Here is a 25,563-nt window from a genome sequence, read left to right on the forward strand (position 1 = left end):
GTATGACGCAGTATCATTCTAAGCCATTAAATAGCAAAGGTTTCATTGACTGGAGTAACGAAGAGGATCGGATTTGGTATGATCTGATCGCACGTCAAGAGACCGTCGTTGAGCAGCGAGCATGCCAAGCCTATTTGGATGGGTTAGCGATGCTGCAACTCTCTAAAGATCAGGTTCCTCAGTTGCCCGATATCAACCGTATTTTGCAACGTGAAACCGGATGGCAAGTCGAGCCGGTGCCCGCTTTAATTAATTTCGATCGATTTTTCGCCTTATTGGCAGAGAAAAAATTTCCAGTTGCCACGTTTTTGCGTAGCCGTGAAGAGTTTGACTATTTGCAAGAACCGGATTTTTTTCATGAGATTTTTGGTCATTGCGCGATGCTTACTCATCCTGATTTTGCATCATTTACTCAGGTTTACGGCAAGCTTGGGGCTAACGCGAGCCCAAAACAGAGAGCTTATTTGGCGCGGCTCTATTGGTTTACGGTCGAATTTGGTTTAGTGCAAGAAAGTGACGGTGTAAAAATATATGGCGGAGGTATTTTATCCTCCCCCGCTGAAACCGTGTATAGCCTTGATAATCAAACGGCCATACGTGAAAAATTTGACATCCAACAAGTGCTGAGAACGCCATATCGTATTGATATCATGCAACCCATTTATTATGTGTTGGATGATCTACGAGATCTGTACCATTTGAGCCAAGAAAATCTTGTACAGCAGGTAGAAAGTGCCATGCAGGCAGGCTTGTTGGCCCCCTTATTTCAACCCAAGGAAGAGACCCATGCTTGAAGAATTACGTTGTGAAGCTTGTAGCCTTGATGCGTTAGCATTATCGATCCCCGAGCAGCAGCAACTACTCACTGAGCTTGAGGGGTGGTCTATTGTTGTACGTGATGACATCCCCCAGTTGGAAAAAGTGTATGTGTTCAAAAACTTCAAGTTGGCGTGGGCATTTTCTAACCAAGTTGCTCAATTAGCTGAAGCGGAATTCCACCACCCCAGTTTGTTATTAGAGTGGGGAAAAGTGACCGTGACTTGGTGGAGCCATTCCATCAAAGGATTGCACAAAAACGATTTTATCTGCGCCGCAAAATGTGATGGATTAATCGATTAAAACCAATACTATCAATGTTTTAGTTTTAGATCTCGACCTGGTGGTTATTTTCCCTTCGTTGTGCACTTGAAGCTGCAGCAGTGCTGGCTACGTTTGCTCAACCCAGCATAGAGTTTACTTGTGCTCATGGGGATGAGCTCACTTACCGCCTACCTGCAACTTCAACAAGTTGTTTGGATGTATCCGGTCGTTTTTCTACGCAAAAGCCAAACCGTGACCTACACTTTGAAAAGCTCATAATACAAATTTCATATAAACCCAGTGGCTAGGGGCGACGATGGCTTTACAAAAAGTTGTTCATTTCTATGCGTAGGGTTTGACTATGAAAATATCAACGAAAATCATTGCGGCATGTACTATCTTGTGTTCAGTTGGCGTGGTAATCAGCGGTGGTTTTGTTGGGTGGCGAGCATCAGAGCTCTCAAGCCAAGCACTTTATGACCGAGCCGCAAATCAACTTACCTCCGTACGCGAAATCAAAAAGAGTGAAATAACTAACTATTTCAAACAGATCCGTCTGCAAATTGAGACCTTGTCTTCCGAGGTATCGACTCAAGAAGCAATGGATTCTTTTACTCGTTCGTTCTCTCGTTATCCTGCCCACCGTATAACGCCCCAAGATATGGATGCGCTAGAACGGTATTATCGTGATCAGTTTGGTCGTACTTACCGTCAGGAAAACAATGGCAGTCAGCCAAATGAACTTGGTGCATTTGCACAGCTTTCAGAGCAGGGAAAAGCACTGCAGGCTCGCTACATCGGCGTAAACCCTAACGAGCTTGGATCCAAACATCACTTGGATTTTGATTCATTGGGCAGCAGCTATGATGAAGCTCACCGGCGTTATCACGCCTCATTTAGGCGATTTTTAGAAGCGTTTGGCTATTACGATATTTTCCTTGTCGATTTGTCAGGCAACGTGGTTTATACCGTGTTTAAAGAACTGGATTTTGCGACCAATTTATCAACTGGCGCATATCAAAATTCGGGGCTAGGCCATGCATTTGCTAAGGCAAAAAACTTGCAAGAGGGGCAATCCTACCTCGAAGATTTTGCACCTTATTATCCTTCCTATGAGGCAGCGGCTTCGTTTATTTCGGCCCCAATTTTCAAAGAACAGCAGCGGGTAGGCACGCTGATCTTTCAGATGCCGATCGATGTGATCAACAACATCATGACATTTGGCGGTAGCTGGGCTGATGCGGGGCTCGGTAAAAGTGGAGAAACTTACCTTGTGGGGCAAGATGGTTTATTGCGCAGTCAATCACGGTTTTTATTAGAAGATCCTGAGCAATACTTTCAAACCTTAACTGATATTGGTGTTGAGCCTGCCACCATTGAGCAAATCAAAACCAAGGGTTCGGCCATTGGACGTCAACGCATCAAGACCGACGCGGTACGACAGGCATTGGCGGGTGGACAAGGCCTAGAAACCATCAAAGACTATCGTAATGTTGAAGTACTTTCGGCTTACGCACCTCTGGATGTTTTAGGACAAAAATGGGCTATATTAACTGAAATCGATCAATCTGAGGCGTTGCAAGATGTCTCGACTTTAGAGCGTTCAGTATTGCAGACGGTGTTTATTAGTATTGCTGTTCTTGTGGTGCTTTCACTCTTTATTTCTTACATCGTGGGAAGTGGTATATCCAAACCTATCCGCAGTGCGTCGTTAGAGCTGCATCGGATTAATCAGGAGAATGATTTAACCGCGCGTTTAAGTGAAAAGGGTAAAGATGAAATGGCGGAAGTTGCGGTTGCCTTTAACCAGCTATTTAGCAGCTTACAGAAAACCATTGAGCAGTTTGCGCGGGCGACGGAGTCACTCAACGGCAGCACTCATCGTATGTCTTCCAATATGGAGAGCACGCGAGGCGCTGTTGCCGAGCAGAGTATGAGAACAGAATCGGTCGCGGCGGCGGTAAATCAAATGAGTGCTTCAATTGGCGAGGTAGCGCAGTTTGCTAGCCGAGCTGCCGATTATGTGAAATCAGCTAATGATACAGGGTCACAAAGTGTCGACGTCGGGGAAGCGTTGGGAAATGAAATCAGCTTGTTGAGCGATGAGATGAGGATGGCGGTGGAAGCTATTGAGCGGCTCCATAGTGAAAGTAATTCTATTGCTGAAGTGCTTGATGTTATCCAAGGTATCGCCGAGCAGACCAACTTACTGGCCCTTAATGCGGCGATTGAAGCAGCACGTGCTGGCGAGCAGGGGCGTGGTTTTGCGGTCGTTGCCGATGAAGTGCGATCATTAGCAGGGCGCACGCAGACTTCGACTGAAGAGATCCGTAAAAAAATCGATTCGCTACAACATGAAATAAACAGTGTGTCGCAGGGAATTGAAAAGGCCAATAAAACCGTGGTGAAAGGGGTTGAAACCTGCCATTTGAATACGGATATGCTTGCTCAAATCATGTCAATGTTAACCGAACTGAATGACATGAATGTGCAAATTGCTGCCGCGACAGAAGAGCAAAAATCAGTAACGGATGAAATCAGCAGCAGTATTACTTCGATTGCCGATGCTTCACTGTCAGTTTCTGGGCAGGTGAATGATGTTGATGGGGTGCTTACCGACCTTTCTGGGCAAGCAGAGACACTAAATAGTGAGATTGCTCAGTTCAAATATAAGGCGTAACGCTGTGCACCAATTTCATGTCCAAGCAAGATAGAGGCGGTCACGGCAAATCCAAGAAAGGCGGAAATGAGTACACTTTCAATTGGGGAAAGCAGTGAGATAATCGCAAGTTCAGAAACGCCCAACTGACCGACAATAACGTTGTAAATCAAAATGCCAGCCGCTCGTTTGCTTGTTTCTACCGACTGGCCAATCCAACATGTCGGTGACATTGTCGGCTACCCTAACCCAGCAAACTTTAGTACTCGTTTTAAGGTATGGAGCCATTGCACACCACGAGAATTTCGTAAAAAACGAAATGATTAATTCCACGGCATTGGTAAATGGCACTCTTCATTCATAAACTTTTTATCTACTAAACGCGATGAAATTATTGCACCTCGAGCACGGCTTATAAAGGTGATTGAAATATCAATATCATTGAGTATATAGCTTGTAAAAATCAATTTATTCATCACATTAATTAGATTCTAACCACCAACAAAACGGTTATGTGCTAAACCTATAAGAGTAGGAATATTGTCAATATAGAGAGATAAGCGATGGATCTGTTTGCGGATTTTCGACAAGAGGCTCAACCAAAGAGCCAGGAGAGTCATGAACTTAGTGTTGAAAATAAACCATGGCGAGTACTGCTAGTCGATGATGATGAGCAGATGCACCAGATCACTCGTTTAGCGCTAAGAGGGTTTTCATTTCAAGGACGGCCACTAGAGCTACTGTCTGCTATGTCTGGTCTTGAAGCCAGAGAAGTGCTGAATACTCAGCCCGATATAGCTTTAGCGCTCGTTGATGTAGTTATGGAGACGGAACACGCGGGGTTAGATTTAGTTAGGCATATCCGTGAAGAGTGTAAGAATAGAATCATTCGTTTGGTATTACGTACCGGGCAAGCAGGGCAAGCCCCCGAAGATACGGTCATCCAAGAGTATGAAATTGATGACTATAAAGAGAAAACAGAACTTACCACACAAAAACTCAGAACCCTGCTCTATTCGATGTTGCGATCTTATCGGGATCTTTGTTTGATAGAAGAGCAAAAAGAGGGGCTTAAACGCGTGATTGAAGCCTCAGCGAAGGTACAAAATACCACAACCTTACAAACCTATGCTGAATCGGTACTGAGCCAGCTCACTTCTTTACTTAAACTCCATGCATCGGCATTTTATTGTATCGTTCAGCCTAAATCTGAAGGCGAAGGTTCGTGTGCTTTAACGTTGGCGGCTATTGGAGGATTTGTCGATTTTTATTCTGACTGTGATTTCTCGCGCTTACCTTCGGAAGTGGCTAAGCGCTGCCAGCTTGCACTGCAAAGCAAAATGTCTCATAGCTATGATGATGCCTCTGTACTTTATATGACAGACAGTCGTGGTGTAGAAAATTTACTCTATATTAATTTGCTTGAGCGCTTATCTGAAAATGACGAACGCTTGCTTGAAATCTATATGTACAACATAGGGTTAACTTTTGAAAACTTAAATTTACAGCTTGATTTACGCGAAACATCGAGGGAGCTTGTTTATAACTTAGCCAATGCCGTCGAAGCCAGAAGTAAAGAAACAGGGGCTCACGTACAGCGGGTTTCTCTGATCTGTGAAAAATTAGCCACATTAATGACCCTACCTGAGCAGGATATTTATATGATTAAAAATGCGTCACCCCTGCACGATGTAGGTAAAGTGGCGATCCCTGATAGTATTCTTCATAAACCAGGGAAATTGGACGCTCAAGAATGGGCGATCATGCAAAAACACGTTGAATACGGTGTTGATATCTTAAGTCGTTCAAAACGCAGTTTAATTATCAAAGCGAAAGAGATTGCCGGTTCTCACCATGAAAAATGGGATGGAAGCGGTTACCCAAACCAATTAGCCGGTGAAGGCATTCCTATCAGTGGCAGAATCACAGCATTAGCTGATGTGTTTGATGCCCTTGGCTCGAAACGCAGTTATAAAGATGCTTGGCCGGAAGAGACAATCAAACAAGAAATTGTCGCGCAAAAAGGAAAACATTTTGATCCGATGTTGGTCGATCTGATGCTGGCGCATTGGGATGATTTCATCACTATTCGTGAACAGTTTCCAGACTAGAATCTTTTTTGGAACCGAAAAATAGATCCGTTTTCAGGGAGTAGGATAGAGTGAAAAGCAACCAATTAAAGACGATTGTTGGCTTGTGTACGTCTAGCTTAGCCATCGTTCAGATTCCTTTTGTACAAGCACAAATTGATCCTTCAAATCCCAAACTTAATGAACCTAAACAAATGGTCGCACACCTTGGTGAACTCCCTGGACTGATTAATGCGGATGGTTCGGGGCCATTTGTCGAATTAGTGAGGTACATGGATAAGGTCGACCCTGATACAGAGATCCATATTGAAGTTTTCCCTTTGCATCGAGCTGTACATGGGGTCGTTAATAAGCAAGCTGACTTTGCCTTACCCGCGATTTATGTTGATGATCCTGAAGGAAAGTTACCATTTCGTTTTAGTACGAAGTCGTTCGGTTTAGTGGCACATGTTCTTTATACAAATAAAGCCAATCGAATCACGTCAGAACAGCTTTGGAGCCAGCCTGATAAATACTACGTTGAGGCCGTTCCTAGCTATATACCTTTTGAAGTTGCGCGCTCAAATAGCATCAATGCTTCACTACTTAAAGTAGCCGCTGGACGTATTAATGGATTTGTCTGGGCACAAGAAGAAGCGGATATTGCGCTGAAAAGTTTAGGTTTAGAGAATGTTTCACGCCAACACTTTGCCGATTTCAAGGATGTATTTGTCATTGCTCACGGCTCTAAAGGCGATGAGGTTGATCAATACTTAACGCGAATACTCTCTCAACTAGAGGAAAGTGGAGAGTTGAAAATACTCTATGATGCTATTCACCGTCCTTACGATGATTGGCAACCTTGACCCTCTTACTTTCTATCTATTATTACTTTCTGTCTATTATTACTGCATCATTTATTGCAGCATCATCATTAACAAGTTCAAGGGCTTTAGGGAGAGTAAAAACGTAATGAACACCTTGGCCAACATTAGAACTAAAATCTAGTTTTCCTTGTAATTTTTGAGTCGCTAGATTAAAGACAAGATTCAAGCCAAGCCCTGATCCGCCACGGCCTCTTTTGCTGGTAAAAAAGGGTTCAAAGATTTTATGGTGCAGTTTTGGTTCGACGCCACAGCCATTATCTTTATATTCTAAGAGGATATTCTCTCCTTCCTGTTTGAACGCAATGGTTATGATGGGGTTTTGCTCATCACTAAAAGCGTGGTTGACGCTATTCATCACTAGATTAGAGACTATTTGAGTCAATACTCCAGGTAAGCTGTTCATGGTTAGTCCTTCATCGCCCTCAAGTACGGGGGTAACAGGGATTTTCCTGGTCTCGGGATGAAGACTGGCGATAAGCGCGCTTAATACTTGGTGGATTGAGAATTGACTACGACTCTCAGATACCTGATCGACCGCTGTTTGTTTAAAGTCTCGGATCAGTTTGGCAGCACGATTTAAGTTGCTTTCAAGCATCGTATTGGTTTCATTCATTCTCTGCATCAATTCAGAAAACTGCTGGCTTGTGAGCGTTTGGTTGGCGAAGGCGCTATTTAGCTCTTGTGTGACCTCAATGATTACCGAACTTGCTGTTACCGCGATACCTAATGGCGTGTTGACTTCATGTGCCACCCCTGCAACTAAACCACCTAAAGCCGCTAATTTCTCAGATTCAATCAACTGTGTTTGCGTGGCTTTTAGTTGCTCAATACTATTTTCCAGATCGCAGGTTCGTTTGGCGACTTGACGCTCTAAGTTTTGGTTAAGTTTTTGTAGTTCAAGCTGCGCCAGTTTTAGCTCGGTAATATTAATGGCTGTGCCCCGTAACCCGAGAAACATATCCTTCTCATATCGTGCTACTGCTTGAAACATCAAATATTGCTTACAATCATTGATGATAATTGTCTCTTCACACATTGAAAACGAGCAGTGTTTAGTAATGGATTGGAGTAATTTTTTCATATCTCGCAGTGAATCAATCTCTGAAAGTAGTGGCTTGCTATTTTCACAGATCTCCAAAGCTTGACGCATGGGTTCGGAAGTGTAAATCAATCTGTCAGTATTATCCGTCTCCCATAACCAGTCGGATGAGACGTCCGTAAAATCGGCTAATCGTTCTTGTTCAAGTTTTATATTACTGTACAACGTAGTTACATTTCCGGTAATTTTATTGGTCTCATCGGCTAGCCAAGTGAGTTCATCGTTATGCCCCATAATCCATTTTTTATGAGGAAGTTTTAGTGGTTTTGGTGGATGGCGAGGGTTGTACTTGCGTAAGTATTGAGCAATAGCGAAGACACGTCGATTTACGCTCTCATGGAAAATCATCAAAATAGCGTAACAAATAAAGGCAGTCTTAATCGCGTTCACGACCAATATCAGTAGAAACTGCTTGATTAAGTAGTTGTAGATTTCTTGAGCATTAGACTCAACGTAGATCTCACCAATCTGCTCTTTGGCTTCTGTTTTTGGGTTGATATAAAGCATGGGATAACGGTGTGCGACTAATTGCTCCATCACTTTTTCTCCGGCACTGAATTGATAACCGCCAGACGTGATTTCCAAATAATCAATTTTAGGCAAGTTCACTAAGCCATCTAAGCGCTGTTGAAGCGTCACGAGATCATAATTCCATAAAGAAGCGGCAAGCAGTTCGGCATGAACGAATTCTATTTCGTGATGACGCTGAGCCACATCATCGAACTCTCTGTCATAGTCGAAATATGTTTGTGCTAACGTTGTCATCAGGGTGACAGCACCACTTAAAATGACAAGGAAAAAAATGATCCTGCGACCAATACGACTCGATAGTGGGTTATCAATGCTTTCATTAAATGTTCGGCTTTTGTTCATCCTGCTTCTCATTTTTTTGAGTGATAATTTGAGTATAGATGTCACATGGGAAGTGTGGATAACATCTTATTGACTACACTATAAAAAAATAGCCAAAACATTGGAGGCAGTTCATGCGTTGGATATGGATATGGATATGGATATTGTGTGTGATAAGTGCGCCCGTGATGGCGGGAAACGTACTTTTAATAGAGAGCTACGAGCAAGGTTATGAATGGGATGCTAGCTATGTATCCGCCCTTAAGCAGTCGTTAACGCCTGCGCATGAACTGCATACCTTTGAGATGGACACCAAACGTGTACCAGCGAGCCGTTATTCACAAATCGCCGAACAAGCCTTTAGCCGATATCAGCAACTGAAACCACAGGTGGTGGTTTTAGGTGACGACAATGCGTTGGTTTATATGCTGCCGAAACTCTACAACGAGCCAATCTCAATCGTGTTTCTGGGGATTAATTCAAACCCACGAAAATTCATGGCTCAATACCAAGGGCAAGCCAAAGTGACCGGTATTTTAGAGCGCCCTCTCTATGTGAAAACCATGGGAGAAATTGGCCGGATGCTCGATAAAGATAAGCGTAAAGTACTGGTGTTATTTGACTCGGGTAGTACGGCGAGTATTGCGTTGGAATTTATGCAAACCCAAGCGAGTATGATTGAAAAGAATTTAGGCATTGCGACAGAGATAGCTTCAGTGGCGACAGAGAAAGAATGGCAGACAAGAATAAGCACAGCTAAAGAGCAAGGATTTGGCGCCATAGTCGTGGGGCTTTACCAAACCTTGGTCGATGAGAGCGAAAATAATGTGCCAGCGGATACTGTATTAACGTGGACAAACCAACATACAGAGGTTCCTTTATTTGGTTTTTGGGATTTTTCGATCGGTGCGGGCAAAGCGGCTGGGGGTGTTGTGTTAGCGGGTCGTGATCAAGGCGAAATGGCGGGCAAAACGGTGTTACGCATTTTAAATAATAATGAAGACGCAAGCCGCATTCCTATCCAAATCGGCCAACAAGGGCGTGCTATTTACCATCAGGGAGAAATGTCCCGTTGGGGGTTAAGCGTGCCGGAAGGATGGATGAAGATTGACTGACTTTGATGGGACTGTATTGAATTGTCGAATTCAGCATTACGTCTAAAATAAAAAAGCAGAGAGGCGGTGACCTGTCTGCTTTTTCTTCATTACAGTTTATTAAACAGCCAATGGCATTTCATTTGATGGATCATGTTTACTGTAAACACGAATCAAACCAACCACAGCAAACACAGACATCAACAGCATCAATGCGCCAAGTGGCATCTGGTCATGAGCTGGAATAGCCGACGCTAAAAGGGTGGCTAAACCAGCCCCAAGGTTTTGCATACCGCCTAACACAGCACCTCCTGTTCCTGCATGGTAAGGCAGTGGTGTTAACGCTCCAGTGGTCGCTGCGGGAAAGAGAATGCCTGCACCGAGAAAATAGACAGTGGCACCACCAATTAGGGTCAATGCGCTGGTTTGCCCCAACACTCCAGGAACAAACACCACCAATGAACCTAATGCTATCGCTACCAAGCCCACATACAAGGCGCTTTTTTCGTTGAAGTTCAACGCAATAACACTCGATAGCGCCGCACCAACTAAATAACCAGGGATCGGTAAGACAAACAATAAGCTGACGGTGGTGGCAGGCAGTTGCAAAACGCCACCAAGTAATACACCTGCAGCGGCTTCAAACACCGCGACGCCAGAGAAAGTCGCCACGAGACAAATTAAATACCCTTGGAAACGTTTGTCACTCAACACATAGCGATAGCTGTTTGCAACCGATTCGTGTCTGCGAGCCGCTTTAGGCAATGTTTCTACCATACTCGTCATCATAGTGATCACCACGGCAATCGCGAATAGGGATAAAAATAAGTAACTAGAGCGCCAGCCAAAACTTTCTGTTAAGTACCCACCAAGAACAGGAGCAATGAGTGGCGAAAAAATAACGCACATGCTGATAAGGCTATTGGCCTTATGCAATTCTGCTCCTGAGAAACAGTCTCGAGTAAGGGTTCGAGACATTGCGCCACCACACCCAATGCCAAGCCCTTGAATAAAACTACCGACCAAAAACCAATCGTATTGGTGAGCAAATAATGCGAGTAGCGATCCTGCAATATAAATCAGCAACCCAGCGATAATAATCGGTTTGCGTCCTAGACGGTCTGACAATGGACCATAGACAAATTGTGATAGTCCATAAGGGATTAAATAACATGCCATGACCGCCTGCAGTGATGCAGGAGAAACTAAAAATTCTCCCGCCATATGGCCAATGGAAGGGACGTACATCGTTTGTGTCATTTGGCCGACAGCGGTCAAAATCGCAATTAAAAATGTGAGTTTCACTAACGGAAACGATGCGGACATGGTCTATCTCCTGCACAATGGTGCAACTACGAAATATAATTAATATGAATAATGAAACTAATGGCCAGCGTTAAAAGTATCGCTCTTTCGGCGCGAGATATTAGTGAGGCTAGGCGCTTTTATCAATCTAAAAGTGTGAAGTTGAGCAAGATAAAAATCTATGATTTGAATTAGAAAAACTAATCATTATTCGGGTGGTTAAAGAGAAATGAAAGACGGTTCCAATGCCTGTGTTGAGTATGGCTCTTGGTGTCTGATAATGTACCTAGTTTTTCTATTGCTTTTGCGCTGAACAGTGACTAATATTTAATGCAAATGAGAATTAATATCATAAAGGTGTGATTAATGATGTTACCTTTACTTGCTGCATTATTATTTATAGTGGGACTTGGCAAAAAGTTGTCGGTTCCAAATTCGTGGCTCTTCTACTATGCACTTTCTGTTGTATTGTTAAGCTGGCTATTCAGTATGAACCCCATTTTTGTCCTGATCCCGTTATTTATCTTGTCACCTTGTCTTATCCACTATCGACATATCAAGGCGATTAAAATGGCTTATGTGGGCTGTCTGCTGCTGTCTTTTTTCGTCTCTTGGCTTGTGTAAACCAATCCATGTCTTTTCTCGCCAGACATTCCAAGTAGTTTGGGGATAGTATTTGTGAAAATCATAAGGTAGGATCGCCGGCCTTTTTCTGATGCTAGGAGGTAGCGATGTTTATTGGTTTTGACTATGGAACGGCGAACTGTTCTGTCGCAATGATGCAAGATGGGCAGCCAACATTGTTACCCATAGAAGGTAAAAGCCACTACATTCCTTCGACAATATGCGCCCCGACGCGAGAGTCCATTTCTGAGCATCTGTTCCGTCATCATAATATTACGCCAAGCGATAAAATTGGTGAGCAAGTACTTCGCCGCGCGATCAATGTGAATAGAGAAGAGAGTATTGAACTTGCCGCGCAAGACATTGCCTTTGGCCAAGCGGCGCTCGATCTTTATCTGCAGGATCCGCGCGATATTTATTACGTTAAATCCCCTAAATCATTTCTAGGCGCGGCAGGTTTACGTGATGTGCAGGTCAGTTTTTTCGAAGACTTGGTGTGCGCCATGATGGTCAATATTAAGCATAATGCAGAGCAGCACCTTCAGCGCACCATCCAAGATACTGTGATTGGTCGTCCTATTAACTTTCATGGCCGAGGTGGTGAAGAGGCCAATCGACAAGCGGAATCTATTTTACAACGTGCGGCGAAACGCGCAGGTTTTCAGCACATCAGTTTTCAGTTTGAACCCGTTGCGGCGGGTTTAGAATATGAAGCGACTCTGGTGCAAGATCAAACCGTACTGGTGGTTGATATCGGTGGTGGAACCACCGACTGTTCATTGCTAAAAATGGGGCCGAGTTGGCGAGGGCGTGACGACCGCACCGCGAGTTTGCTTGCGCATAGTGGCCAACGGGTCGGAGGCAATGATCTTGATATCTATATTGCTTTCAAACAGTTGATGTCTTTTTTTGGATTAGGAAGTAAAGCCATTTCTGGCATTGATATGCCGATCACGCAGTTTTGGAACCCGATTGCAATTAACAACGTGGAAGCGCAACGTGACTTCTATGCTCAGCAAAACTTGGCAGCATTGAAATTGCTACACAAAGAGGCGCAGCAACCAGAAAAGTTGGCGCGTTTGCTGAAAGTCTATTTTGAAACGCTCGGCTATCAAATTGTACGCCGTGCAGAAGAGGCAAAAATTGCTCTATCTGATCTTACGCAATGTCAGGTGGTGCTCGATCTTCTTTCTGAGCAGATCGAAGTGCAAATTGAGCGTGAGCAAATGATCGACGCCATTGAATCCCCTAAAGCGAAAATGGTGGAATTGGTCAAAGAAGCGGTTGAACAAGGTGGCGTAAAGCCGGATGTTATCTTTATGACGGGCGGATCTGCTCGTTCTCCAATATTACGCCAAGCGGTAGAGCAGCAACTGCCCCACGTACCCGTTGTCAGCGGTAACTACTTTGGTTCAGTGACTGCTGGTTTGGCTCGTTGGGCTGAGATTTGCTATCGCTGATATGAGCGCTTAGCGCTTCGTTTTTGATGCGTTGGGGGCCGGTAATGTTGCGAATGATCGTGTTTCATTAAAACATTACTGGCAACCAAGCTACCTAAGCTTATCAACCCTAATCCGATCCAAGTCAAAGGCGTTGGCATCTCACCAAAAACGGGAATCGCCAACAAGGTTGCCACGACTGGTGTTGCAGAGCCAAAGGCAGCGGAGCGTTCTGCGCCGAGTGTTGAAACTGCATATAAATAGGTAAATGCTGCAATGAGCCCCGCCCCGACACCTTGTAGCAGTGTGTGTCCCGCCAGTTCTTTCCACGGCCAGTGTGCAAAAGAGTGTGTGGCTAAGTAGCTATCGACGATGCCTAAAGCGATTAGAACGGCCAATAAAATAGTAGAAAGTAAAGCAACCCATCCCGCGCTGACGAGCGCATGCAAATTCGCTACCCGCGCACAAATCGTAAACACTGCCCACATCAGGCTGCCGGTTAAAAACATCAAATGTCCGGTCAAACGGTTTGACTCAAAATCAGTGGCACTTGAATAGAGGAAAATACCAACCCCTGCCACCACTAAAGTCAGCCCAGCTATTCGATGGCGACTTAACGGCTGTTTAAACAGCAACACCGCGATACCCGAGACAAACAGCGGCAGCACGCCCGGAACAAGCGCGCTACCATCAGAAACCGGAACGTAGTGCATCGCATGGCTTGTCACTAGTAAATAGGGCAATCCACAGCCAATAAATAGACCAATTAAGTAACGCATAGGTACATTTTGCAATTGATGTCGAGTTCTCCAAACCAATGGAGAGAGCAACAAAGCGGGCAGTAAAAAGCGCGTTAATGCAATATCCGCAGGGGTTAATAGGCCGCTCGCCCCTGCCTTTAAAGAGAGGAAAAAGCCGGACCATAATAACAGTGTGGTGCCTATCGCGAGGTAGCCATAAATCATAATTTCATTCACATCAATGGATGGTTTCTCACCATTATCTATGGTTCGGCTTACTTTTATCCGGCAAGTTCACCCTTATTGCTAGATGGTTTAGCACTTATCCGCTATAAATTAGCAAAATGTTAGTGGATTTCATCAAGGATCGAGTAATGGATAGAATAGACCGCCGCATGTTGACCTTATTACAAACAGAGGGACGCTTAAGCACCGCAGAGCTTGCAGAAAAGGTTGGATTATCACCTTCTCCCTGCGCAAGACGCTTGAAACGATTAGAGGAGAGCGGGATCATTGATGGCTATCAAGCTCGCTTAAGCCGGCAAGCTGTCGGAGTTGGTATGACGGTTTTTGTTGAAGTTAGCCTGAATAATCATCAAGCCGCTTCCATTGATAGTTTTGAAGAGGCAATCAAAGAGATGGAGGAGGTGATCAGCTGCCATGTGGTTTCAGGTGCGTATGATTACTTGCTGGAAGTCGTTAGTGCCAATTTATCAGGGTACGAAGCATTTACGCGTCAGTTACAGCGGCTCAACAATGTAAAAGATATGCATACCCACCTCGCCATGCGTCAAGTGAAAGCCGCTACCGCGATGCCTATTTGGGTTTAGAGACAGCACTTGCGTGCTGTCTTCAGGGTCAGACGTGCTTATTCAAATTGAAATGACGCGAGAGAGTTTTTACTGATTTCGTTGGCAATCAATTGATGGATGGCCGTGGTAGGGTGCGTCACGCCCCAAAATACGTATTTGTCAGAGCTATGGTAAGCGCAATCATTGGTTAAGCTATGACGGTACAAGTAATCTAAAGCTGAATTGCGATTGATGTTGAGGCATGCATCGGTTGCATTTTCAAAGCCGTATTGCTGTGGATTGGCTGTGAGGTTTTCAAACAAGCTATGAGCATCAAACAGGATGATATTTACCCCTTGCATCTGATAATACAGTGCTTGTTGCTGAATAAACGCATTGAAGGTGGTGATCTTAGCGCTGACTTTCGCTATCTCTTCTGCTGTTGAATATTTGAACTGCGGGGCTTTGGTTGCATCGGGCAGGGTGAGTAGAATAATATTTTTGGCCCCTGAATCCACAAGACGAATCATCGCGCTGCTAAAATCTGCTTTGACTTCATATACTTCACGGTTGTAATTCATAAAGTCATTTAAGCCAAATTCAAGGGTAAAGAGCGTATTTTCTGGCTGGTAGTTTTTGGCCATTGTCATGTAATTTAGATAAGAGCGGACTTGATCGTTCACACCTGTCAGCGCGATATATTGATTACGCCCTGCGGCACCGCCAATCGCCCAGTTATATACAGGTAAATTGTGCATTTTTGCTAAATACTCTGTCCACACCAAACCATTGGAAAAGTGTCCTAAAAACCAAGAGTTAGGATTGGGAAATTTCCATTGTGACGCATTGAATATATTTCCTGTATCCGAAAGGCTGTCACCTATGGTCACCATTTTATTAATGACGGGTTTGGCATTTTGTTTATCGTTAGTCCAGATCGAATGATTGTATGAGAACCTATTGTCTGCTGCGAAATAAGTAATATCTGCCGAATCGTGACTGACGCCAAGTGTCTCTTCACAACGCTGCTTTATTTCATATTGTGAGGCGTCGGTATAAAACATATTTTTAAAGCGCACAGATGACCACCAGTAACCACTAATGGTGTAGTCATTTCCTTGTTCATCCAATGCCCACTCCCAATCTGTTGCTGGGTCATCATGATTGCCAGCGGGCCGATACCAACAGCGTACATAAGTGTAGGTTTGCTTATTTTGCGTATTCATTACGCCATAAGCGGTAACTGGTTCTGAGGTGGTATCCGTATTTTCTGCAATCGCCATGGAGAGTGGCAATATTGCGGTCATCAATAACGTCATTAGTTTCATATTTTTTTCTTATTGGTTTAGGCACGTATCTACTAAAGAATAAGTGCGAAAGTGAAATTAACAAACTGGTCAGACCTATTTTGGGTTTATGGTGTTAAGCGTCAATCAATAAACGACTATGCTGAGCATTATTTGGTATTAAGATCAAACAATGGACTGTCAGTGAAGAAAATACGAAAGGGTTTTTATAAATCCTAATTTAGATAAATAACAATAAGGTTTTGCTTTATTAATTTGTCCTAATGTTAAATTTCAGTAGTTTAATAAAAATATCAATAAAATTATAATCAGTCAATATGTGTAAAAATTAAACAGTTTTATTGTGATTTTAAGCCACATTAAAAATCATTTCTCTTTGTGTTTGTTATTTTAAGATCTATTAATAATTCGCCACAAAGGTACCAAAAAACCAATGTCCTTTTATTTTGTGGTCTGAAAAAATAAAAAATGGGTATTCATTTTCTTTTAAATACCGTGATAACAATAAAAATGCTTACGAGGTTTATATGTCAATAAACAGAAGAAAAGCACTTAGCGCTATTGCCATTATGTCAGGCTTGGTATGGAACACCGCTCAAGCTGACGTGAATCAGCCGCAAGGTTTGGCCATTGAAATGTTCAGTGAGCTTCAGGATGACAGCCAAATCAATTACTTCAATGCGAGCTATTGGTTACAAGGAGAGGTTGAGCCCCCGACACTAATGCAGATTCGTGACGATGTACTGAACCAACATATGCGCTATTTTGTCGATTTCAGTACGATTGAAGGCGAGTCGCAAAAGACAGAGGCGAAAGCACTGCTCAGGAAAAAACTGGGCTTAGCGTTTGCCAGTGACTTTTTGATCATCAGTGAACACAAAGGAGAATTGTTGTTCACACCGTTAGATGACGAGAATGATGCCAACATTCGTCTACTGGAAGCCGCCCCAATTGCCCATTCTCGTCAGCGCCGTAGTACGGCCAGTATGGTGTCAAATAGTGGTTCGGAAACCAACTCTTTGCCACACGTCGCGTTTTATTTGAATGTCAATCGGCCTATTACTGATAGTGAATGTACGTTTAAGAACTCACATCTTTGGGATCGAGGCACGCGAGTGTTTTGCGATAACCCCAATATCTCTTTGATCTATCGAGTTAATTTAGAGCGTTCATTACAATATGGCACGATTGGTTCAGCGACGCCGGATGCAAAAATTGTTCGCATCAGCTTAGATGATGATACAACGGGTGCTGGCATCCATCTCAATGATCGTCTTGATTATCGTCAATCGGGTGCTGATTACGTGACATTAGATGCTTATTTCCGAGACTGGTCGACTGATGCCATCGCTCAAGACTACCAATTTGTATTTAACTCTTCGAACAACAAAGCGCAGATCTTAAAAACGTTCCCGAGAGAAAATCTCAATGCCGAATATGAAGTCAAAGAGGTATCCGGCTTCCAGCTAGGAGTGAGTGGTGGTGTCGAGGTTAGTGCTGATGGACCTAAAGGCAAGCTAGAAGCCAATGCCAGCTACAACCAAAGCCGTTGGTTAACCTTTAAAACGCACGATTATCGTGTTGAACGTAGCACCAATAACGCGCAAAACGTCAGCTTTAAATGGAATCGTAGCCAATACGCGACTGCCGAATCGATGTTAAATCGTTCAACGGATGCGCTGTGGGTCAATACTTATCCTGTGGATACCAACCGCATTAACCCGATTGGTTACGCGAGCTTTGTACCAAAAATGGATGTGATCTATAAAGCCGCTCCTAATGCAACAGGGACAACGGAATTTACCATTGATTCTTCGGTCAATATTCGTCCCATTTATAACGGTGCTTATAAGCATTATTATGTTGTAGGTGCGCATCAGTCCTACCATGGTTTTGAAAATACGACGCGCCGCAGAGTGAGCAAAAGTGCTAGCTTTACTGTCGATTGGGAGCACCCAGTATTCACTGGCGGTCGTCCAGTGAATTTGCAATTGGGCAGCTTTAATAATCGTTGCGTTGATGTGGCTGATAATGGCGCGCTCTCTGCCTCAAGCTGTGATGAAACCAAAAACTCACAATCTTTTATTTATGATCAGTTAGGTCGTTATGTGAGTGCAAACGACATCCATCAATGTTTGGATGGACAATCACTGGGTCAATTACAAACCTGTAGTTCGAGTTTAAGTCAGCGTTGGGAATGGATAGAAAACAGCGATAAGCTGAGTAATGTTTTCTCTCATGAGTTACTTGGTCATGATAAAACCAGCGGTGAGTTAGGTTTGTATGCTGATGGCAATGATCAGGTAAGTGTGCGCACCATTACCGCTTACACCAACGTATTTCATTCAGATAGTGAATCGGCCGTATTTGGGTTTACATCGGGTTCATTGGCCTTACAAGATGTTGGTCAATCGGGGACACTGTATATTCGCCATGGCGCTGCGATTGATGCAATTGGTACGCAAGCCAATGCGATGCAAGGCGGTGAAAGTGGTAGTTTGACTGAAATTGATCTGAAACGCGTGACGCAAATAACCGTTACTTCGGGTGAGTTCAAGTACGGTGGCAACCATTTACTCCGTATGACTTTTAAGCTTGATGATGGTTCAACCAAAGTAGTGGGGTCAAAAGACTACGCAATCAGTACCCACGATGAAGTGTTTGAGCTGCCAGCCGGATCGGCAATTCGGCAAGTCAAGGTTTGGTCTGAAGGTTGGTTAGCCGATGGTATTCAATTTATTATAAAATAGCGCAATCAGTTCATGATTGAGTAGTAAAGAGCGCTCATGCTTTTGGCTTAATTAGCTAAAACGTGAGTGCTCTTTTTGTTAATGCGATGTTAATTTTATCTGTTGTTTTTTTTAGTTCATTCACGAAGCTGGTAAGCCGACATGAAATAAAGTGCTTTTCTTCTAAAGTTAGGGTGCTCCTCAGAGGTCTAATCTCTGGTGTGGTAACGGTAGGCTAGATGTATGCCGCGCCTAAACCAGGCACTACAATAAGAAGGAATTTACTTTGAAAAAAACGATTATTATTGCTGCTTTTTGTCTGCTGAGTACCACGGCGCTGGCGGCAACCAGCACGGTGGCGTTAAGTAAGACAGGCTATACCCAAACCCAGTACCCTATTGTGTTAGTTCATGGCTTATTTGGTTTTGATACGCTGGCCGGAGTCGATTATTTCTACGGCATTCCGCAATCACTGACGAAAGATGGCGCAAAGGTCTACGTGGCTCAAGTCTCAGCAATCAACAGCTCTGAGCTAAGAGGTGAACAACTATTGCAACAAGTGGAGTCACTTTTAGCCGCCACTGGCGCTCAAAAAGTTAACCTGATTGGCCATAGCCATGGCGGACCAACGGCTCGCTATGTTGCATCAGTTCGGCCCGATCTTGTGGCGTCCGTGACTAGCATTGGTGGTGTGAATAAAGGCTCAATCGTGGCAGATTTAGTGCGTGGGCACATTAAAGAGGGCTCCATTTCTGAAGCGATTACCGTCAAAATGGCGCAAGGATTGGCGGGTTTGGTTGGCCTTCTTTCTGGGGGAAGTAACCTAGAGCAAGATCCTTTAGCCTCCTTAGAAGCTTTAACTACCCAAGGTTCGCTAGCGTTTAATCAATACTACCCAGAAGGCGTTCCAAGCAGTGAATGTGGTGATGGTGAATTACTGGCTGACAATGGTGTTTATTACTATTCGTGGACAGGATCTTCGACCTTTACCAACCTCCTTGACCCAACTGATGCTGCGATGATGTTGACTGGGCTTGTCTTTAATGGCCCTAATGATGGTTTAGTCGGCGTATGCAGTACTCACTTGGGTAAGGTGATCCGCGATGATTACCAAATGAACCACTTAGATGAAATCAACGGCTTGCTTGGGATACACCACCTTTTTGAAACTGACCCCGTTACCTTGTATCGCCAGCACGCTAATCGATTGAAGCTTCAAGGTTTATAACTTCGAGGTTGATAGTCTCGAGCTTGATAGTTTCGAGGTTTATAACTTCAAGTTTTGTAACATCAAACTTTATAAGGATTGGCTATGAAAAAGCCCGCACTATTTGGTTTTATCGTGATCATCTTGGGGAGCATCGGTGCGGTGCTTTTTCTGCAAAAGCCAGTATCATCACAGAGCGCGTTACAAACGCCATCTCAACAAGATACGCAGATAGACAGTGCATCGAGTCTTGATTTAATTCACTATTTTATCTCTACATTAGGAGAGAGTTCATTACCTGAGGTTGAGCTGCGCATTGCCCAGCATGCTGAGCAGGATGAGGGCGTAGTGATCGATCCAATGCTTTTTGAACAGTTTATCCAGTACAAACAAGCATTAGCTGAGTTAGAGGCTAATTCTTCCATCGCCAATCTCGATCTTGCTACCTTAGCTGAGATCAATCAGCAGTTACTGAAAATACAAAGTCAATTTTTTAACGTTGATCAGCAAAGTATGTTGTTTGGTGAAGAGAATGCGTTACGAAATTTAGCGTTAGAAAAGCTGCGCATTAAAGCTCAAGCAGTAGATTCATATGATGAGCAGTTGCAGTGGCAAACGTTATTAGCGCAGCAGCCAGAATACATTCAGCGCAGTGAACGCAATGTACAACTACTGCCAGCACTCAACGCGAGTCGCCATTTGTCCACGCAAGAGCAATACTTAGCTTGGAACGAGTTGGTTGGCGAACAAGGAGCACAGCGGTTAACGCAGCTTAGTGAACAACGAGAGCAGTTTTCTCAGCATCTCGAAAACTATCTACAACAGCGTTCGGCGGTGCTTGAAAATACGCGCTTGAGCCAAGATGAAAAAAATCAGCAAATTACGCAACTGCGTACCCAAACGTTTGAGGTTAAACAACTCAAACGCGTCGAGGCTTTGGAAAGGTTACGTGATCAATCGCTTTAATTCTGTTTATCCAATAAAGAAGAGCGCGACCGAAGCCGCGCTCAAGTTCTCTAAGAGAAAATAGAATAGGTGGTTACAAATTAACCACAATGGTGTTAGTCACTGTTGCACCTTTGTCATCCATCACTTTAATTTTCACTTCATGTTTTCCAGAGCTTGGGAAAATGGCGGTGAAGAGTTTGCCACGTTTTATTTTTCCATTCGGCAGGGTCCATTCCGTATCGACAATACGCCCATCGCTATCGCTGCTGGTTGACCACATTGTTACCCAGCGTCCAAGGTGGATGTACTTAGCACTGGCTTGCGGTAATGCGTTAGGCACTTCAACCTGTATTGTGCGCGTAGTGGTGTTGGTTGCGCCTTTATCATCCGTTACGGTTAGGCTTACTGTGTATTGCCCTGCTCTGGTGTAGCTCCAGCTTGGCGCCATTTCGCTGCTCATTTGGCCGTTACCAAAATCCCATGCGTAACTGACTAGCTCGCCATCTTCATCATGGCTGTAGTTGAAAGCGCTGACGGATAAACCGTCGGTTTTAAGCTCAAAGTTGGCGACAGGAGCTTGGTTTTGTTCGCTGACTTTTGATAAGCGAATTACGCCGTACTCATTGTCTTGGCCTTGGTTGAGGATGTCGATCATCAAGCCAAATTCCGTTAACTTACGTCCAGCATCTGGTACTAATGGTGAGCTGTAATCCGCGCCATCAGAGAAGTTACCATTACCGATTAAGCTTGTGTCTTCGAGCACATCACCATCGGCAGCGACTAAACGTAGAGGTGTTTGATCTTGCAATGAGAAGGTTGCATCTCGCACTTGGAAGCGCGTTTGTGCGGCCTCACCGGTTTTTGACCAAACCAATGCGTTTTGATCCGCATCGACGACACCTAACCAACCTTCACCTGGGTGGTTACCTACCCAGTTATCCGTGTAAGATTCATCCACATACCAAACCAGTAGGCCGGGTTCGAAAGTCATCAACTGGCCCATGCGTTTGATATTGGCTAAGCCTTGGTCGACGTCATTGTGGCTACGCCATTGCAGTAAATAATAGTGTGGCGCTTCATGGAAGCCATTGTTGGTGGTGTAACCTTTAAAGGCGAAGGTGGATGTTCCTTCGGCATCATCAATAAGGGTTTGCTGCCCGTCGACCTCTAACTGTAGGTTATCAAGGTAAAGACCTTCCATGGCTAAGCCGCCATCAGTGACATAGTCAAAGCTGAGTGTCACTTCTTGGCCTGCCCACTGGGAGACGTCAAATATCGCATCGACCCAACCATCCGACTGACCAGCAATAGCAGGTACAAGCCCTGTATTGTACGGGTCATCCATGGTGGTGATGTTACCTGCAATCGCTTTACCATTGATCAGTACGCGTGCAAAGTCGTAGTCTTTTTCAATCTGATACCATGCTTTAAAATTAAGCGTAGCTTGTTCACCAGCAGGGATAGAAAGCTTACGAGACATGCTATTTTTCAGATCATCGCCTCGGTTTGAATAAAAAGCGGACGAACCTTGATAAGGCTTCACCCCATCAACACGCTTCAGTGGTAAATCAATCTTCACCATATTTGGTCGAGCATTGTCAGTGGTTTGGAAGAGGGTAAATACGCGAGGATTTTTCTCTAACTCTGCAATCGAAATTTGATCGTCATTGATCCAACGACCACCGACCGCTTTTTGTAAGAACTGTTTAGACCAAGAGCTGAATGCCGTCGGTTGTGTTCCGCCAATTTTTCCGGCCCAACTGCCAGAAGACATGATGGACCAATAGGAAACTGGCTCACCTTTACCTGTGTATTGGGTATCGTATTCGTCAGGCAAACCTAAATCGTGGCCATACTCGTGTGCGCAAACCCCAGCGGCCGCATCAATCGGTTGCATGGTGTAATCAAAGGCGGCATATTGGCCGTTAAAGCGATCTGGAAGCGTACTTTTTGTGCCTTGAAGGACATAAGGTTGGCCGAGATTATAACGGTGGGACCATATGGCGTCAGGTCCAAGCACACCGCCGCCGGCTTCTTCACCAACGGATGCATGGAACACCATCAAGTGATCGATTACGCCGTCCGGTTCGCGGAAGTTGCCATTACCATTGTAATCGTAACGATCTTCAATATCGTAATCGGCCAGATTAATACTAGGGTCTTGCGCCAGTTGGTTCAGTGCTTCGCGTACCAACTCTTGCGCATTCATATCTTTGTCTGTTGTTGCCGAGTTGCCCCCGTAAAACGCGGCGTTTTTAGACGCGCGATACCAACCTGCGGCTTGCCCGGCCACACTGTAGCTTTGCCCAGACTCGCTTTCATAATACTGACGCATCGAGATGAAATTTTCTCCATTAGGGCCTGCATAGCCCGCATCTGAAAAAAGCAGATCTTGATAGTGAGGTGGATTGTAGCTGGCATAGAGCATTTCAGTATGCTCTTTGGTCAGGCGGTTATCGTTCCAAGGTAAATCGGGAAAATCAATTAAAAGCGCTAATACCTTATCGGTGCGTTTGGTGCTGATATCGAGAGCAAAAACGCTGGCTTTTTGGTGGCCTTTTTGTTTTTCAATGGTTTTTAATACCCGTGCGCGTTGCTCAAGAGCTTGCTTACCAAATTGCGCATCGCCGTGGAAGCCCGATTTGATTTTCTGCTCTAAATAACGATCCAAGGCATCGCGCTTGATTGCATCGGTAGCATTGCCATCCACAACACCGTTACGCACTAACATTTCAATGAGTTTATCTTCATTGACTACCCCTAAATCAATCGGGGTGTGCGCATAAGCACTGACGTTAAATAGTGTTACCATTGCTGACGCAAGCAAGGTTTTCCTTATGTGTTTCATCTGCTTTCCTTATTTTTCTTTCTGTATTTATGGTATTAACAATTTCACTGAACTGATTTCCATACGACTGAGCGCTATAGAGAATAAATGGCTTTCATCGCCATAAAATAGAATTCATGGACGCAATGAGTGGCTGGTATATTCTTATCTAGGCAAGTTTTCTGAGTGTTATTCAGTGAAGATTGAACGGGTGATTTAGTCGCTCTTCGGCGGAGAAATACACGCTTCTTCTTGATGAGTTGTCGAATTGAGAGACTTTTCTTTGTGGTGTTTTCTTTGTAGATAAAGGGCAAGTGCTTGTTGTTGCTGTTCTGATGTCAGCCCTTCACATATCACACCTCGTTCGATTAATGAGGCGAGCAACCGTTCATCATCAACTGAAGATTGAGCAAGGCTAATTGATGAGTAACTAATTAATAAAAAATAAATTAAATGTTTCACAGTATATCCATATAATGTGTGAATTATTCGTAACAATCTATATATCAGTCATACGCATAGCAAGTGTAAATAATTGTTGTTTTGAAATAACATCATATTTTAAACATAACTAGTTAACATTTGGTTTGTTTTTAATTGATAAATATGTCGGTTCTTTATTCTTAAATTTAGAATTAATAATTGATGGATTTGTATTTTATTCTTAGTGATGAAGATGAAATTCTTTAGATAAATAAAGTGATAGGTTAGAATTCAATCGAAAGTAAATGTTGGGTCAAAACCAACAATGACTAATAATAGGTTTAGTATTTTTAATAATATGAACTTTGCTAAAAGATGATCTTAGTTCAATAAATAATTCATCATTTAAGCCTGCATTTAAGAGTCATTAACTTGTGGCGTTGATGAGCCAAGTGGCAAAGGTATCGTTGCCTGGACACCTTGCAGCCATTGAGCAAACGTGCTTTATTGAAATCAGTGACTGATTATTTTGGAATGTTTGCATTATGTGCCGCTGGCTCGCCTACCAAGGAACTCCTATCTACCTCGATCAACTGGTTTATCAACCGGAACACTCTCTCGTGCACCAAAGTTTAGAAGCGCGTAAAGCGGTCACCCGTGTCAACGCTGATGGGTTTGGGCTGGGTTGGTATACCGAACGCACTACACCCGGGCAGTTTCATGAAGTCTTACCCGCTTGGGGAGATGAAAACCTGCGATCCTTAACGCATCACATTCGTTCTCACCGTTTTATGGCACATGTGCGTTCGTCCACCGGAACGCAGGTTTCCCGTTCTAACTGTCATCCGTTTATTTTGGATCACTGGATGTTTTTACATAACGGGCAAATTGGTGAGTTTGAAAAAGTGAAATTCGCCTTAGAACGGCAGCTACCGGAATCGCTATACGTCAAGCGTGTTGGGACAACGGATAGTGAATTGATTTTTTTATTGATGATGAGTAATGGGTTACGCAGTCAGCCAGTACAAGCCATTACGACCACGATTGGTCAAATTGCGCAGGCTTTGGCGGAGAAACAGATAGTCACACCTTTTAAAGCTTCGATTTGTATCTCTGATGGGCAAGATTTTTGGTTAGTGCGTTATAGCTCTGATGGTAATCCGCCGACCGTGTTTAGTAAAAGCGAAGGCGATAATATGGTGGTTGCGTCAGAACCCCTTGATAGTGAAAGTGGTTGGCAAATGATTGAGCCGCAAACCATTACTCATGTGATTGGCACTCAATGTACTGTGTATCCGATCACTTAGTTAGTGGTGGAAAAATTAGTAATGTATTGATATATAAGATCTATTGGTTAATCGATTGCTCTCTCATGAGAGCAATTCTTTTTTGAAGTAAGATCCTGGTTTCTGTGCATCAAGTTTCATTTTGTTGATGTGATTCTGATATAAATCGCGACTCATTCATTTCTATGATCTATAGA

Annotated in this window: 19 protein-coding genes and 2 pseudogenes; 14 read left to right on the forward strand and 7 right to left on the reverse strand. The window is 43.8% G+C overall.

The window, feature by feature from the left end; all coding sequences use genetic code 11:
- Nucleotides 1-2: 2 nt before the first annotated feature.
- From phhA to AACT42_RS17985, 3 genes are all read left to right on the forward strand, one after another.
- Nucleotides 3-794 (forward strand): phenylalanine 4-monooxygenase, encoded by a 792-nt coding sequence (gene phhA / locus AACT42_RS17975; protein WP_017045087.1) that lies wholly within the window; start codon nucleotides 3-5, stop codon nucleotides 792-794.
- Nucleotides 787-1,119 carry a 4a-hydroxytetrahydrobiopterin dehydratase gene (locus AACT42_RS17980; protein WP_013868428.1) on the forward strand — a complete coding sequence of 111 codons (333 nt, stop codon included), beginning with the start codon at nucleotides 787-789 and terminating at the stop codon, nucleotides 1,117-1,119. The genes phhA and AACT42_RS17980 overlap by 8 nt, the downstream gene beginning before the upstream one ends.
- 316 nt (nucleotides 1,120-1,435) lie before the next feature.
- Nucleotides 1,436-3,760 carry a methyl-accepting chemotaxis protein gene (locus AACT42_RS17985; protein WP_094133323.1) on the forward strand — a complete coding sequence of 775 codons (2,325 nt, stop codon included), beginning with the start codon at nucleotides 1,436-1,438 and terminating at the stop codon, nucleotides 3,758-3,760.
- Here AACT42_RS17985 and AACT42_RS17990 read toward each other — a convergent pair.
- A pseudogene (locus tag AACT42_RS17990) lies at nucleotides 3,757-3,933 on the reverse strand (MATE family efflux transporter); the annotation flags it as partial. The gene AACT42_RS17985 and the pseudogene AACT42_RS17990 overlap by 4 nt on opposite strands.
- Here AACT42_RS17990 and AACT42_RS17995 point away from each other — a divergent pair.
- The 3 genes and pseudogenes from AACT42_RS17995 to AACT42_RS18005 all read left to right on the forward strand — a co-directional run.
- Nucleotides 3,920-4,066, forward strand: a pseudogene (locus AACT42_RS17995) (helix-turn-helix domain-containing protein); the annotation flags it as partial. The pseudogenes AACT42_RS17990 and AACT42_RS17995 overlap by 14 nt on opposite strands.
- Nucleotides 4,067-4,302: 236 nt before the next feature.
- Nucleotides 4,303-5,850: a DUF3369 domain-containing protein gene (locus AACT42_RS18000; RefSeq protein WP_017048193.1), complete on the forward strand. Its 1,548-nt coding sequence runs from the start codon at nucleotides 4,303-4,305 to the stop codon at nucleotides 5,848-5,850.
- A 50-nt stretch (nucleotides 5,851-5,900) separates the two neighbouring features.
- A complete protein-coding gene (locus AACT42_RS18005) occupies nucleotides 5,901-6,674 on the forward strand; it encodes an ABC transporter substrate-binding protein (RefSeq protein ID WP_094133322.1) in 774 nt (257 codons plus the stop codon).
- A 22-nt stretch (nucleotides 6,675-6,696) separates the two neighbouring features.
- Here the strand turns inward: AACT42_RS18005 and AACT42_RS18010 are convergent, their stop codons facing one another.
- Entirely contained in the window at nucleotides 6,697-8,667 is a 1,971-nt protein-coding gene (locus AACT42_RS18010) for a sensor histidine kinase (protein ID WP_202599560.1), read from the reverse strand.
- A gap of 113 nt (nucleotides 8,668-8,780) precedes the next feature.
- Here AACT42_RS18010 and AACT42_RS18015 point away from each other — a divergent pair, with 113 nt between their 5' ends.
- A complete protein-coding gene (locus AACT42_RS18015; RefSeq protein WP_094133320.1) occupies nucleotides 8,781-9,761 on the forward strand; it encodes an ABC transporter substrate-binding protein in 981 nt (326 codons plus the stop codon).
- A 99-nt stretch (nucleotides 9,762-9,860) separates the two neighbouring features.
- Here the strand turns inward: AACT42_RS18015 and emrD are convergent, their stop codons facing one another.
- The gene (gene emrD / locus AACT42_RS18020; protein ID WP_013868437.1) at nucleotides 9,861-11,066 is read right to left on the reverse strand and encodes a multidrug efflux MFS transporter EmrD; all 1,206 of its coding nucleotides are present in this window, start codon (nucleotides 11,064-11,066) and stop codon (nucleotides 9,861-9,863) included.
- Between the two features lie 345 nt (nucleotides 11,067-11,411).
- Here emrD and AACT42_RS18025 point away from each other — a divergent pair, with 345 nt between their 5' ends.
- Both AACT42_RS18025 and yegD read left to right on the forward strand, forming a co-directional pair.
- The gene (locus AACT42_RS18025) at nucleotides 11,412-11,669 is read left to right on the forward strand and encodes a hypothetical protein (RefSeq protein WP_010317931.1); all 258 of its coding nucleotides are present in this window, start codon (nucleotides 11,412-11,414) and stop codon (nucleotides 11,667-11,669) included.
- 107 nt (nucleotides 11,670-11,776) lie between these two features.
- Complete coding sequence (gene yegD / locus AACT42_RS18030) at nucleotides 11,777-13,129, forward strand: molecular chaperone (protein WP_094133319.1); 1,353 nt, start codon at nucleotides 11,777-11,779, stop codon at nucleotides 13,127-13,129.
- Here the strand turns inward: yegD and AACT42_RS18035 are convergent.
- Entirely contained in the window at nucleotides 13,120-14,073 is a 954-nt protein-coding gene (locus AACT42_RS18035; protein WP_176429066.1) for a DMT family transporter, read from the reverse strand. The genes yegD and AACT42_RS18035 overlap by 10 nt on opposite strands.
- A 149-nt stretch (nucleotides 14,074-14,222) precedes the next feature.
- Between AACT42_RS18035 and AACT42_RS18040 the strand changes: the two genes are divergently transcribed.
- Nucleotides 14,223-14,678 (forward strand): Lrp/AsnC family transcriptional regulator, encoded by a 456-nt coding sequence (locus tag AACT42_RS18040; protein ID WP_026027548.1) that lies wholly within the window; start codon nucleotides 14,223-14,225, stop codon nucleotides 14,676-14,678.
- Nucleotides 14,679-14,716: 38 nt separating this feature from the next.
- Here the strand turns inward: AACT42_RS18040 and AACT42_RS18045 are convergent, their stop codons facing one another.
- A complete protein-coding gene (locus AACT42_RS18045) occupies nucleotides 14,717-15,967 on the reverse strand; it encodes an SGNH/GDSL hydrolase family protein (protein WP_094133317.1) in 1,251 nt (416 codons plus the stop codon).
- 506 nt (nucleotides 15,968-16,473) lie between these two features.
- Here AACT42_RS18045 and AACT42_RS18050 point away from each other — a divergent pair.
- The 3 genes from AACT42_RS18050 to AACT42_RS18060 all read left to right on the forward strand — a co-directional run bounded on the left by AACT42_RS18050 (nucleotide 16,474) and on the right by AACT42_RS18060 (nucleotide 20,848).
- Nucleotides 16,474-18,696 (forward strand): leukocidin family pore-forming toxin, encoded by a 2,223-nt coding sequence (locus tag AACT42_RS18050; RefSeq protein ID WP_088733176.1) that lies wholly within the window; start codon nucleotides 16,474-16,476, stop codon nucleotides 18,694-18,696.
- 265 nt (nucleotides 18,697-18,961) lie between these two features.
- Nucleotides 18,962-19,903: a lipase family alpha/beta hydrolase gene (locus AACT42_RS18055; protein ID WP_088733177.1), complete on the forward strand. Its 942-nt coding sequence runs from the start codon at nucleotides 18,962-18,964 to the stop codon at nucleotides 19,901-19,903.
- Between the two features lie 84 nt (nucleotides 19,904-19,987).
- Nucleotides 19,988-20,848 (forward strand): lipase secretion chaperone, encoded by an 861-nt coding sequence (locus AACT42_RS18060; protein ID WP_088733178.1) that lies wholly within the window; start codon nucleotides 19,988-19,990, stop codon nucleotides 20,846-20,848.
- Between the two features lie 73 nt (nucleotides 20,849-20,921).
- On the opposite strand, the gene AACT42_RS18065 is transcribed toward AACT42_RS18060, so the two are convergent.
- Nucleotides 20,922-23,678 (reverse strand): immune inhibitor A domain-containing protein, encoded by a 2,757-nt coding sequence (locus tag AACT42_RS18065; RefSeq protein ID WP_094166312.1) that lies wholly within the window; start codon nucleotides 23,676-23,678, stop codon nucleotides 20,922-20,924.
- Between the two features lie 195 nt (nucleotides 23,679-23,873).
- Nucleotides 23,874-24,119, reverse strand: coding sequence for a hypothetical protein (locus AACT42_RS18070; protein WP_017043657.1), 246 nt, complete (start codon nucleotides 24,117-24,119; stop codon nucleotides 23,874-23,876).
- A gap of 506 nt (nucleotides 24,120-24,625) precedes the next feature.
- Here AACT42_RS18070 and AACT42_RS18075 point away from each other — a divergent pair.
- Nucleotides 24,626-25,387 carry a class II glutamine amidotransferase gene (locus AACT42_RS18075; RefSeq protein ID WP_019282661.1) on the forward strand — a complete coding sequence of 254 codons (762 nt, stop codon included), beginning with the start codon at nucleotides 24,626-24,628 and terminating at the stop codon, nucleotides 25,385-25,387.
- Nucleotides 25,388-25,563: the final 176 nt, after the last annotated feature.

Source organism: Vibrio sp. V15_P4S5T153 (genome assembly GCF_963874485.1).
Taxonomy (GTDB): Bacteria; Pseudomonadota; Gammaproteobacteria; order Enterobacterales; family Vibrionaceae; genus Vibrio; species Vibrio anguillarum.